Here is a 12723-nt window from a genome sequence, read left to right on the forward strand (position 1 = left end):
CGGCCGCCGGGTGCATCGTCGGCGCCGACGCCACCGCACGACCCGCCCATGACCGACGCCGTCCACCGCGAATTCGTCCTCGAGCCCGCCGATCCCGCGCGCCTCGCCAACCTCGCCGGCCCGTTCGACGCGCACCTGCGCATGATCGAGCTGCGCCTCGGCGTGGAGATCGCCAACCGCGGCAACATCTTCCGCATCACCGGCGCGCCGCCGGCGGTGCTGCATGCCATGCGCCTGATCCACGAACTCTGGGACGACACCTTGAACGAAGTGCTGAGCGAGCCCGCGATCCACCTGCGCCTGTCGGAATCCGGCGTCGAGCAGCGCATGGCCGGCGACGTCGAGCCGCAGGAGGTCGTCATCAAGGTCAAGCGCGGCAACCTGCGCGCGCGGGGCCAGAACCAGGCCAGGTATCTGCACGCGATCGCCACCAACGACATCAACTTCGGCATCGGCCCCGCCGGCACGGGCAAGACCTTCCTCGCGGTCGCCAGTGCGGTCGAGGCGCTGAACAGCTCGCGCGTGCAGCGCATCCTGCTGGTGCGCCCCGCGGTGGAGGCGGGCGAGAAGCTCGGCTTCCTGCCGGGCGACCTGAGCCAGAAGGTCGACCCCTACCTGCGCCCGCTGTACGACGCGCTCTACGAGATGATGGGCGTGGAGACCGTCGCCAAGCTGCTCGAGCGCAATGTCATCGAGGTGGCGCCGCTGGCCTACATGCGCGGCCGCACGCTCAACGATGCCTACGTCATCCTCGACGAGGCGCAGAACACCACCATCGAGCAGATGAAGATGTTCCTGACGCGCATCGGCTTCGGCAGCACTGCGGTGGTGACGGGCGACCTCACCCAGATCGACCTGCCGAAGACGCAGAAGTCGGGCCTGAAGGATGCGCTCGACGTGCTGCGCGGCGTGGAGGGCATCTCGTTCACCTTCTTCGAATCACGCGACGTGGTGCGCCATCCGCTGGTCGCCCGCATCGTCAACGCCTACGATGCGCGCGACGCCGTGGACAGCTCGCCCGGCCGCGCCTGATCCGGAGACCCGATGCCCGCCACGCCCGACCTCGACCTGAGCGTCGCCTACGCGACCGAGCGCCGCGGGGTACCGTCGCCGGTGAGCTTCCGGCGCTGGGTGGCCGCTGCGGTCGAAGGCCGCAGCGGGCCGAGCGAGGTCTCGATCCGCATCGTCGGCGAGGACGAGGGCCGCGCGCTCAACCGGCAGTACCGGGGGCGCGACTACGCGACGAACGTCCTGAGCTTTCCCGCGGAGCTGCCCGATGGGCTGGACCTGCCGCTGCTGGGCGATCTGGTCGTCTGCGCGCCCGTGGTCGCGCGCGAGGCCGCCGAGCAGGGCAAGGCCGTCGGCGACCACTACGCGCATATGACCGTGCACGGCACGCTGCACCTGCTGGGCTGGGACCACGAGGACGATGCGGAGGCCGAGGCGATGGAGGCCGAGGAGCGCCGCATCCTCGCCGGGCTGGGCATCGCCGATCCGTATGTGCCCGCCGCTTGATCGGCGGCCGCGCCGTCCCCACATGAACGGGTCGGTCGCGCCTCCGGGCTAGACTGGCCCCGCCCCCGCGGCCCACCACGAACGAAGACATGTCCGAGGACGACAGTAGTACCCACGCCGACCGCGCCGTCGACCGGCGCTCCTGGTTCGAGCGCATCAGCTCCGCGCTCTCCGGCGAGCCCTCCACCCGCGAGGACCTCGTCGAGCTCCTGCGCGACGCGCAGTCCGACGGGCTGATCGAGGCCGACACCCTGCGCATGATGGAAGGCGCGATCGCGGTGTCGGACATGACGGTCGGCGACGTGATGATCCCGCGCTCGCAGATGGTCTCGCTGCCGGCCGAGGCGCGCTTCCTCGATCTCATGAAGATGGTGGTGGAGTCCGGACACTCGCGCTTCCCGGTCCACGGCGACGATCGCGACGACGTGCTCGGCGTGCTACTCGCCAAGGACCTGCTGCGCGGCGTGGTGTCCGACCACGGGCCTGCCACGATCCACGAACTGCTCCGCCCCGCCCTGCTGATCCCCGAGTCCAAGCGTCTCGACCTGCTGCTGCGCGAGTTCCGCCATTCGCGCAACCACATGGCGATCGTGATCGACGAGCACGGCGGCGTCGCCGGCCTCATCACGATCGAGGACGTGCTCGAGCAGATCGTCGGCGAGATCGACGACGAGCACGACGATGCGCAGGATCCGAACGCGCTCATCGCCGCGCAGGCCGACGGCCAGTTCGTCGTCGACGCGCTCACGCCGATCGACGACTTCAACGAACGCTTCGGGGCCGACTTCGACGACGACGAGTACGACACGATCGGTGGCCTCGTCACCGCCGCGATCGGCCACCTGCCGGAAGCCGGCGAGGAGCTCACGCTGGGCCGGTTCGTCTTCCGCGTTGCCGGCGCCGATGCGCGCCGCGTCCACGCCTTCCACGTCGGCGTGCATGGCGACGACTGACGTGCACCGCGCCGCCCGGCGCGGCCTGGCGATGCTGCTTCTGCTCGTCGCCGCGTTGTTCGCAGGCGCGGCCGCGGCGGCACCGCGTATCGGCGTCGCGACGATGCAGCCGGGCGAGATCTTCTGGGAGCGCTTCGGGCACGACGCGATCGTGGTCGTCGACCCGGACACCGGTGCGGCCACGTCTTACAACTTCGGCTATTTCGATCTCACCGAGCCGGGCTTCGTGGGCAACTTCGTCCGCGGGCGGATGCGCTACCGACTGGTCGCCTTGCCGCTGGAGGAGGACCTCGTCCTCTATCGCGACGAAGGCCGCGGCACGCGCATCCAGTGGCTCGACCTCACGGAGGCGCAAGCCACCGCGCTCGCGCGCGACCTCGAGGTCAATGCGCGGCCCGAGAACGCCGTCTACACGTACGACTATTTCCGCGACAACTGCGCCACGCGCGTGCGCGATGCGGTCGACCGCGCGCTCGGCGGTGCGCTCAAGCGCGCGCTCGTCGCCCGCTCGCAAGGGTCGACCTACCGCAGCGAGGCGGTACGCTTGGCGTCTCCGGCGCCGTGGATGTGGCTCGGCTTCGACATCGGCCTGGGCCCGGCCGCCGATGTTCCGCTGTCGCGCTGGGACGAGGCCTTCGTGCCGATGCGGCTCGCCGCGGCTCTGCGCGAGATCCGCATCGACGGTCGGCCGCTCGTGCGGGAGGAGACGGACGTCCTGCCGCACCGCATCGCGCCGGAGCCCGCGGAGCACGCGCGGCCGGTCTGGCCCTGGCTCGCCGCGGGCCTCGCGATCGCGGCCCTGCTCGTGGCCGGTCGCCGGCGCGCGCCGCGCAGTGTCGCCGCCTTCGCCGTGGCGTTCTGGCTCGTCGCGGGCCTGCTCGGCGCGCTGATGCTGTTCATCTGGGCCGGCACGACGCACCGCTTCGGCTGGGCGAACCACAACCTGTTCCTGCTCAACCCGATCGCCTGGCTGCTGCTGCCCGGTGGCATCGCGCTGCTGCGCGGGGGCACGCCGGGGCCCGTCTTCCGTGCGTCGCTCGCGGCGGTCGCCGCGATCGCACTGGTTGGCGTCTTCGTATCGTGGTTCCCCGGCGCCGTGCAGGACAACACGCGCTGGATCGCGCTGCTCGTCCCCGTGCACCTCGCGCTGCTCGTCGCGCTACGGCGGCGCACGGCTGCCGCAGGCGCAGTGCCTGGGGGCGCCAACGGTGGACATGCGTCGGACGCAGCGATCGCGAGATCGAGCGTGCGATCGTAGAGCGGCGACGCGTGCGGACGAGGCAGTCGTCCGTCACATGATTGCCGGCGTACTCGTTTCTGCATCAGGTCGGGCCGCCACGCGGAACGGGCATTCACCGCGGCGAGCGGAGACTGCGGCACGACGCGATAGTGCCGGCGATCGAAGCACTCCGCGCGCAGTGGCGCACCGTGGCGCGCTGCGAGCGCGGCCTGCGCCGGAGGCCACGACCGGCAGGATGCCCTCCTTTCCCACGGGGCTTGTCCGTCGACGCGCCGTCGCGTGACGGCACGTGGGCGTGTGGCACTCTGCCGCGCATGGACGAGACCCCCACCCGCCTCAACGATCCGCGCTGCGTCGTCAACTGCGCGGCCTACACCGCCGCCGGCGAGCGGCGCGACATCGACCTGGACGCGATCAGCGACGTGCTCGCCGTCGACGACGGCAGCTTCGTCTGGGTCGGCCTGTACGAACCTGGCGCGAAGATCCTGGCAAAGCTGCAGGAGGAGTTCGACCTGCACCCCCTCGCGGTGGAGGACGCGCAGAACGCGCACCAGCGCCCCAAGGTCGAGGCCTACGGGACGTCGCTGTTCATCGCGGTGCACACGGCGCAGACCGTCGACGACGGGATCCGTTTCGGCGAGACGCACATCTTCGTCGGCCCGCGTTACATCGTGACGGTGCGCCACGGTGCGTCGAGCAGCTATGCGCCCGCGCGCGCCCGCCTCGAGCGCGAGACGGAGCTGATCGTCCACGGCCCGGGCGCCGCGCTGTACGCGGTGCTCGACCTCATCACCGACAACCTCATCCCGATCGTTGACGAGTTCAGCCGCATGCTCGGCGAGCTCGAGCAGGACATCTTCGCGGAGGAGTTCCGCAAGGACACCGTGCTGCGGCTGTATTCGCTCAAGCGCGAGCTCACCCGCCTGCGCATGGCCGTCGCGCCGCTGCAGGACATCCTGAGCCACCTGATCCGCACGCGGACCGCGATCGTCGACGAGCATATCCAGCCTTACCTGCGCGACGTGCACGACCATGTGGTGCGCATCGACAGCTCCACCGAGACGCTGCGCGAGATGCTGACCGCGGCGGTCGGGGTGAACCTCTCACTGGTCACCGTGCAGCAGGGCGAAGTGGTCAAGCGCCTCGGTGCCTGGGCCGCGCTGCTCGCCGCGCCCACGCTCATCGCCAGCTGGTACGGCATGAACTTCGAGCACATGCCCGAGCTCGCGGGCCGCTGGAGCTACGCGGGGCTGGTGGTGGTGGTGGCCGCCGTATGCCTGGGCCTGTACTGGAAGTTCAAGAAGGCACGCTGGCTCTGACGATTGACCCGGCGCCGCGCACTGCGCCACCCTCGCGGCGACGGGAGGGAGACGACATGCAGGCACTGGCACGGCTGGGATGGGTGGCGCTCGCGCTGCTGGGGGTGGCCTCGCTCGCCGTCCTCGCGCTGCATCGCGGCGAGACGGTCAATGCGATGTGGCTGGTCACGGCGTCGGCCAGCGTGATGCTCATCGCCTACCGCTTCTATGCGCGCTACGTGGCCCGCGCGGTCGGGATGGACGCGGCGCGCACGACGCCCGCCTTCCGCCGCAACGACGGCCTCGACTACGTGCCCACCGAGCGCAGCGTGCTGTTCGGCCACCACTTCGCGGCCATCGCCGGCGCGGGGCCGCTCGTGGGCCCGGTGCTCGCAGCGCAGATGGGCTACCTCCCCGGCACGCTCTGGATCCTCTTCGGCGTGGTCTTCGCGGGCGCGGTGCAGGACATGCTCGTGCTGTTCTTCTCCACCCGCCGCGACGCACGCTCGCTGGGCGAGATGATCCGCGCCGAGCTCGGCCATGCCGCGGGCGTGGTCGCGATGCTGGGCATCGCCGTGATCATGGTCATCCTGCTCGCGGTGCTCGCGCTCGTGGTGGTCAAGGCGCTCGCGCAGAGCCCCTGGGGCACGTTCACCGTGGCGATGACGATCCCGATCGCGGTGCTGATGGGCGTCTACCTGCGCTGGCTGCGGCCGGGGCGGATCCTCGAGGTCTCGATGCTCGGCGTCGTGCTGCTCGTGGCGTCCATCTGGGCCGGCGGGCACGTGGCCGCGGACCCGGCGTGGGCCGCGGTCTTCCGGCTGGAGGCGACGACACTCGCCTGGCTGCTGATCGGCTACGGCTTCATCGCGGCGGTGCTGCCGGTCTGGCTGCTGCTCGCGCCGCGCGACTACCTGTCCACCTTCCTCAAGATCGGCACGATCGTCGGACTCGCGCTCGCGATCCTGATCGCGCAGCCGGACCTGCGCATGCCGGCGGTGACGCCCTTCATCGACGGCAGCGGCCCGGTGTTCTCGGGCGCGCTCTTCCCGTTCCTGTTCATCACGATCGCCTGCGGCGCGGTATCGGGCTTCCACGCGCTGATCAGCTCGGGCACCACGCCGAAGATGCTGATGAACGAGCGCGACATCCCGTTCATCGGCTACGGCGCGATGCTGATGGAGGGCTTCGTCGCGATCATGGCCCTGATCGCCGCCTGCGTGCTGCAGCCGGGCCTGTACTTCGCGATGAACTCGCCGCTCGCCGCGCTCGGGCCCACGCTGGAGTCGGCCTCCACCGCGGTCTCCGGCTGGGGCTTCGCGATCACGCCGGAGATGCTGGCCACCGCGGCACGCGACATCGGCGAGGAGACGGTGGTCTCGCGCACCGGTGGCGCTCCGACGCTCGCGGTCGGCATGGCGCAGATCCTCGCCTCGCTGGGCGGCGGCACCGGAATGATGGCCTTCTGGTACCACTACGCGATCCTGTTCGAGGCACTGTTCATCCTCACCACGATCGACGCCGGTACGCGCGTCGCGCGCTTCATGCTGCAGGAGCTGCTGGGCCTCGCCTGGGCGCCGCTGCGCCGCACCGAGGGCTGGACGGGCAACCTGCTGTGCACCGCGCTCGCGGTCGGCGGATGGGGCTGGTTCCTCTACCAGGGCGTGGTCGACCCGCTCGGCGGCATCAATACGCTGTGGCCGCTGTTCGGCATCGCGAACCAGATGCTGGCCGGCATCGCGCTCGTGTTCTGCTGCGCGGTGCTGGTGCGGATGAAGCGCGACCGGCTCGTCTGGATTCCCGGCATCGGCGCGGCCTGGGTGCTGCTCTGCACGCTGACGGCGGGCCTGCAGAAGCTCCTCCATTCCGATCCGAAGATCGGCTTCGTCGCCAATGCCCGGCGCTTCGGCGACGCGGCGGCGCGCGGCGAGCTCGTCGCCCCGGCGAAGTCGGTCGCCGAGATGCATCGCATCGCCTTCAACAACTGGCTCGACGCCGGGCTGTGCATCGTCTTCATGGGCGTGCTGCTCGCGACGGTGGGCTTCGCGCTGCGGGCCGTGCTCGCCGCCCGCCGCAGTGCGACACCGACCGCGCGCGAGTTCGACGCCCCGGCCGTGGATTCGGTTGCATGAGCCGCGCGCGTGCGATCGCCGGCCGCATCCTCGCAACGCTCGTGCAGGGCGCGCGCCTCGCGATCGGGCAGCCCGACTACGACCGCTACGTCGCGCACCTGCGCCGCCACCATCCGGACCACCCGATTCCAGCGAGGGAAGCCTTCTTCCGCGAGCGCGAGCAGGCGCGCTACGGTCGAGGCCGCAGCCGCTGTTGCTGACGTCGATCGGATGTGGCCCCTGCCGCGTCCGGATCCGCCGTCCGATCGCCCTTACGCCGACGATCGCGCGGTGGCGCATCAGCCGGCGAGTGACCTCAGGATCAGGCCGAGCGCGTACGCCAGGCCGGTGCCCGTCGCATACCCGAGCGTACCGAGCAGCGCGCCGACCGGTGCGAGCGAGGGGTGGAAGACCGACGCCACCACCGGCGCCGATGCCGGCCCGCCGATGTTGCTCTGCGAGCCGATCGCGAAATAGAAGAACGGCACGCGCAGCAGGCGCCCGATGATCCATAGCAGCAGGATATGGATCGTGATCCAGACGATCCCGAGCAGGAACAGGCCCGGCCGGTCGAACAGGGCGAGGATGTCCATCTGCATGCCGATGCTCGCGATCAGGAAGTAGAGCAGCAGCTGCCCGATCGTCGATGCGCCTGCGCCCTCCAGCATGCGGGCCCGCGTGAAGCTGAGCGCGAGGCCCGCGAACGTCGAGATCGCGACGACCCACACGAACGGCTCGTGCATGCTCACCGCCCGTGCCCAGCTCACGTTCGCGCCGAACCAGGCCGACGCGGGCGCCGCGATGAAATGCGCGAGGCCGACGACGCCGAAGGCGATGCCGACGATGAGCATCAGGTCGGTGAGCGTCGGGATCCGGGCATGCGCCTCGCGGAAGGCGGTAAGGCGCTGCTTCAGCTCCTCGATCGCGCGCGTGTCCGCGCCGCTGCGCGCGTCGATCGCATCGGCCTTGCTGGCGAGGAAGATCAGCACCGACATCCAGACGTAGCCCACGCCGACGTCGACCACCGCGAACTGCCCGAAGGTGGTCGCGTCGACCGCGAAGATCTCCTTCATCGCCAGCATGTTCGCGCCGCCGCCGATCCAGCTGCCGGCGAGCGCTGTCATGCCGGCCCAGGTGTCGCCCGCCACGGTCTGCGGGCTGAGCGTGCGGAACAGCAGGAAGGCGAGCACCGCGCCGAGCATCACGCTCAGCGAGGCCGTCGCGTACATCACCAGCAGCTTCGGCCCGAGCCGCAGCACCGCGCGCAGGTCGATGGAGAGCGTGAGCAGCACGAGCGCGGCGGGCAGGAGCACCCGGCTCGCCACCGGGTTGTAGAGCTTGCTCGCTGCGCCGTCGATCAGCCCGAAGGTGTTGTAGAGCCCGGGGATGAAGTAACAGAGCAGCAGAGCCGGCACGATCGCGTAGAACCGCCGGAACGGGGCCTCGGGCCGCGACGCGGTCCAGAACACCGCGCCGAGGGTGGCGGCGATCAGGCCGAAGACCACGATGTCGTTGGTGATCAGCGCGTCCGACGCGCCGGTGGTCTCGATGGCCAAATGCTCCTCCCGTCGGCGCGATGCCGTGACCGCCTACTGGCCGATGTGCCGCTTCAGCCAGCCGTTGACGGTGTCATGCCACTGCACGCTGTTCTGCGGCTTGAGGATCCAGTGGTTCTCGTCCGGGAAGTAAAGGAACTTGGACTCGATCCCGCGGCGCTGCAGTGCCGTGAAGGCGGCGATGCCCTGCTCCACCGGGATGCGGTAGTCGAGCTGGCCGTGCACCACCAGCATCGGCACGCGCCACTTGTCGACGTGCAGCACGGGATTGAAACGCTCGTAGTTCTGCGGCACCGCCCAGGGCGTGCCGCCGTTCTCCCACTCGGTGAACCACAGCTCCTCGGTGGAGTAGCCCATCATCCGCGTGTCGAACACGCCGGCATGGCTCACCAGGCACTTCCATGGCGTGTTCCAGCGGCCCGCCATCCAGTTGACCATGTAGCCGCCGTAGCTCGCGCCGAGCGCGCAGGCGCGGTCGCCGTCGAGGAAGGCGTACTTCTTCTGCGCGGCGTCCCAGCCCTTCTGCAGGTCCTCGAGCGGACGATCGCCCCAGTGCTGGCTGATCGCGTCGGTGAACGCCTGCCCGTAACCGGTGGAGCCGTGGAAGTCGATCATGACGACCGCGTAGCCCTGCCCCGCGTAGGTCTGCGGATTCCAGCGATAGCTCCAGCCGTTGCCGAAGCTGCCCTGCGGGCCGCCGTGCACGAGGAAGGCGACCGGATACTCGCGGCCCTCCTGGTAGTTCCAGGGCTTCACGACATAGCCATGCACCGTGTCGCCGTTCCAGCCCTTGAAGGAGAACTGCTCGAAGTCGCCGAAGCGCACGTCGGGCAGCATCTGCGAGGCGTCGGCGGAGACCGCACGCACCGGCGCGCCGCCGAGGCCGCCGACGTGCAGCTGATCGCCGGATTTCAGCGTGTTGCGGGCGAAGGCCAGCACGCCGTTCTCGACGTCGAACGCCGAGATGCTGCCGTCGCCGACGATGCGCGTGACCCCACCCGATTCGATGTCGACCGCGAACAGCGGATGCTGGCCCATGTCCTGCGCGGTGGTGTAGATCGTGCGGCCGTCGTCGGACAGCACGATCCCGTCCGCCGAGCGGTCCCAGTCCGGCGCAATCTCGCGGCGCACGCCGCTGGCGAGGTCGAGCTCGATCAGCGCGAAGCGGTCGGCCTCGAAGCCCGGGCGCTTCATGGCGCGGTAGTAGAGCCTGCGGCCGTCGGCGCTGAAGACGCCACCGGTATCCCACGCCGGGTTGCCGGACGTGACGTTGCGCGGCTCGCCGCTGCCGTCGGCCGGCGCGACGTAGAGGTCGAAGTTCGTCGACCACGGTTCCTCGCGGTCGGCATTGCGCGCATTGAAGACGAGCGAGCGCCCATCGGGCGACCAGCCGAATTCGGTCGCGTCACCGAAGGGCCGCGACGGCACGTCGCCGAGCACCTTCTCGCCGATCAGCCGCGCGGTGGTGGCCGTCTTGCCCGCGGCCGGCAGGTCGGCGACGAACAGGCGGTTCAGGCGGCCCTCGTTCCACGCATCCCAGTGACGGATGAAGAGGCGGTCCGACACCACGCCGGTCGTCTTCTTCTTGCCCGCCTCGGCGTTCCGGCGCGTCGTGCAGGCGAGGTCGCCGCCGCAGTCCGGGAAGGCCTCGAGGCCCAGCGCCACGCGGCGCCCATCGGGCGACACCGCGAAGCTTCCGACATCGAGCGGGAGCGCGGTGACCTGACGCGGCGCACCGCCGGCGAGCGGCACGACGTAGAGCTGCATCGAGCCCGACTTGGCGCTCAGGAAGTAGACCGACTTGCCGTCGGCCGCGACCTCCGGCGAATTGATGTTCCAGCCGTCGGGCGTGAGACGGCGCGGCTTCGCGCCGGGCTTCGATGCGTCCTGGGCCCACAGCGCCGTGCTCGACTTGTTCGCGTCGAGATCCGCGGTGCGTCGCGTGAACACCAGCGTGCGGCCGTCCGGGGTCAGCGCCGGCGCGCCAAACCGGTCGAGCGTGGCGAGATCGCGCGGCTGGAGGCCGCGGGGCGCGGCCGTCGCGGCCAGCGGGAGCAGCGCGGCGATCAGCACGGGGAGGACGGCAGGGCGCAGGGACATCGGGACTCCGCATCGGGGGCGAGGGGCCGATGGTAGGTCCACGGCCGGTGCAGACCAAGCGAAGCGGCCGCGACGGGGCCCGTGGCTATACTCCGGCCACTTTCCACGCCGGAGTTCCGCGTGTCGCGAACCGCCGCCACCCTGCCCGCCCACGCGCCCGGCAACGATCTCTTCGGCCATCCGAAGGGCGTCTACGTCTGCTTCTTCACCGAGATGTGGGAGCGCTTCTCCTTCTACGGCATGAAGGCGCTGCTCCTGCTGTACCTGCTGAAGCACCACCTGTTCGGCGACGACGCCGGCTACGACGTGCTCGGCGCGTACGGCGGGCTCGTCTACTGCATCCCGGTGATCGGCGGCCTGCTCGCCGATCGCTTCCTCGGCATGCGCAAGGCGGTGATCTTCGGCGGCCTGCTCCTCGTGCTCGGCCACCTCGGCATGGCCTTCGAGGGCGCGGAAGCACGCGTGATCCAGGGCGCGGTCGTGCGCGACGAGGGATCGCTGCGCATCTTCTACGTCTCGCTCGCGCTGATCATCATGGGCGTGGGCTTCCTGAAGCCGAACATCTCGACCATCGTCGGCCGTCTGTACGCGCCGGACGATCCGCGCCGCGATTCCGGGTTCTCGCTGTTCTACGCCGGCATCAACCTCGGCGCGCTGTTCGCGTCGATCATCTGCGGCTACCTCGGGCAGACGCTCGGCTGGGCCTGGGGCTTCGGCGCGGCGGGCATCGGCATGCTGCTCGGCCTCGCGCAGTTCCTGTGGGGCCAGAAGTACCTGCATGGGCTCGCCGAGCCCGCGCACCCGGAGCGACTGCGCGAGCGGGTGGCCGGCCTGCCACGCGAATGGGCGATCTACATCGGCTCGCTGCTCGCGGTACTGCCGATCGGCTGGCTGATGTGGGCCGTCGCGAACGGTGCGTTCACCCTCGGCGACGAGCTCTCGCTCGCCATGGCGCTCATGCTGCTCGTCATGGTCGCCGTACTCGGCTGGTTCTTCTGGTTCGTCACGGCGCGCTGCACGCCGGTGCAGCGCCACCAGATGCTCGCGCTGATGGCGCTGATCCTGATGTGTCTTGTGTTCTTCACCCTCTACGAGCAGACCTACGGCTCGTGGGTGACGTTCACCGACCGCATGCTGACCAAGGACCTGGTGCCGTCGCTCGTGCGCGACACACCGGCGGTCGACTGGTCCGGCGGACCGGGCGCGGACCTCGCGGCCTTCGCCGGTACCGCCCCGTGGTCGATCCTGTCGCTGCTGCTCGCACCGCTCGCGTTCGTGGCCTCGGCGCACCTCTCGGACCGCGACCCGCGCTCGACGGCGCCGCGCGCGCTGTTCGGCATCGCGATCGTCGCGATGCTGGTGTTCCTGATCCGCGACGTGCTCGTGCTGCGCCAGACCGCGGGCTCGCTGACGTTCCTCGGCGCGATGTTCATCGTGTTGCTTGCGCCGTTGTTCAGCGTGCTCTGGGCCTGGCTGGATCGCCGCGGCCTAGATCCCTCCAAGCCGGTGAAGTCCGCCCTCGGGCTGATGTTCGCGGGCCTCGCCTTCGTCCCGCTCGCGCTGGCGGCGCAGAGCGCGGGCGCGTCCGGCGTGGTCGAGAGCGTCTGGTGGCTCGTGCTCGCCTACTTCCTGCTCGAGCTCGGTGAGATGTGCCTGTCGCCCGTGGGCCTATCGGCGGTCACCCAGCTGTCCGTACCCAGTGTGGTCAGCCTGATGATGGGCACGTGGTTCCTGGCGACGGCCTTCTCCGAGGCGCTCGCGGCGCAGTTCGCGAAGATCGCGTCGCTGGACATACCCGAAGGCACCGCCGTCGACCTCGCGCAGGCCGGCGCGAGGTACGCCGACCTGTTCTGGCTGATGATGTGGATCGGGCTCGGCTGCGCGGTGGTCGCGCTGCTGGTGTCGCCGCTGATCCGGCGCGGCATGCACGGGGTGCGCTGAGCGGCGATC

General features: G+C 70.2%; 10 protein-coding genes. 8 read left to right on the top strand and 2 right to left on the bottom strand.

The features are described 5' to 3' along the window. The first annotated feature begins 48 nt into the window (after positions 1-48). The 7 genes from ACYVJJ_RS13545 (at position 49) to ACYVJJ_RS13575 (ending at position 7338) form a co-directional block, all read left to right on the top strand. Positions 49-1032, top strand: coding sequence for a PhoH family protein (locus ACYVJJ_RS13545; RefSeq protein ID WP_460834320.1), 984 nt, complete (start codon positions 49-51; stop codon positions 1030-1032). A gap of 12 nt (positions 1033-1044) precedes the next feature. After that, positions 1045-1515: an rRNA maturation RNase YbeY gene (gene ybeY / locus ACYVJJ_RS13550; protein WP_460834321.1), complete on the top strand. Its 471-nt coding sequence runs from the start codon at positions 1045-1047 to the stop codon at positions 1513-1515. Between the two features lie 89 nt (positions 1516-1604). After that, a complete protein-coding gene (locus ACYVJJ_RS13555) occupies positions 1605-2468 on the top strand; it encodes an HlyC/CorC family transporter (RefSeq protein WP_460834323.1) in 864 nt (287 codons plus the stop codon). Then, complete coding sequence (locus tag ACYVJJ_RS13560; protein WP_460834324.1) at positions 2455-3726, top strand: lipoprotein N-acyltransferase Lnb domain-containing protein; 1272 nt, start codon at positions 2455-2457, stop codon at positions 3724-3726. The genes ACYVJJ_RS13555 and ACYVJJ_RS13560 overlap by 14 nt, the downstream gene beginning before the upstream one ends. Positions 3727-4022: 296 nt before the next feature. Beyond that, positions 4023-5027, top strand: coding sequence for a magnesium and cobalt transport protein CorA (locus ACYVJJ_RS13565; protein ID WP_460834326.1), 1005 nt, complete (start codon positions 4023-4025; stop codon positions 5025-5027). Positions 5028-5083: 56 nt separating this feature from the next. Further along, complete coding sequence (locus tag ACYVJJ_RS13570) at positions 5084-7138, top strand: carbon starvation CstA family protein (protein ID WP_460834327.1); 2055 nt, start codon at positions 5084-5086, stop codon at positions 7136-7138. Next, positions 7135-7338 carry a YbdD/YjiX family protein gene (locus ACYVJJ_RS13575; protein WP_460834329.1) on the top strand — a complete coding sequence of 68 codons (204 nt, stop codon included), beginning with the start codon at positions 7135-7137 and terminating at the stop codon, positions 7336-7338. The genes ACYVJJ_RS13570 and ACYVJJ_RS13575 overlap by 4 nt, the downstream gene beginning before the upstream one ends. 78 nt (positions 7339-7416) lie before the next feature. Here ACYVJJ_RS13575 and ACYVJJ_RS13580 read toward each other — a convergent pair whose 3' ends face one another. Both ACYVJJ_RS13580 and ACYVJJ_RS13585 read right to left on the bottom strand, forming a co-directional pair. After that, entirely contained in the window at positions 7417-8667 is a 1251-nt protein-coding gene (locus tag ACYVJJ_RS13580; protein WP_460834699.1) for a DUF819 family protein, read from the bottom strand. A 39-nt stretch (positions 8668-8706) separates the two neighbouring features. Further along, entirely contained in the window at positions 8707-10773 is a 2067-nt protein-coding gene (locus ACYVJJ_RS13585; protein ID WP_460834331.1) for a S9 family peptidase, read from the bottom strand. A 120-nt stretch (positions 10774-10893) separates the two neighbouring features. Between ACYVJJ_RS13585 and ACYVJJ_RS13590 the strand changes: the two genes are divergently transcribed. Next, positions 10894-12714, top strand: a complete 1821-nt coding sequence (locus ACYVJJ_RS13590; protein ID WP_460834333.1) for a peptide MFS transporter — start codon at positions 10894-10896, stop codon at positions 12712-12714. Positions 12715-12723 lie beyond the last annotated feature (9 nt).

It is taken from the genome of Lysobacter humi (ex Lee et al. 2017) (assembly GCF_054781815.1).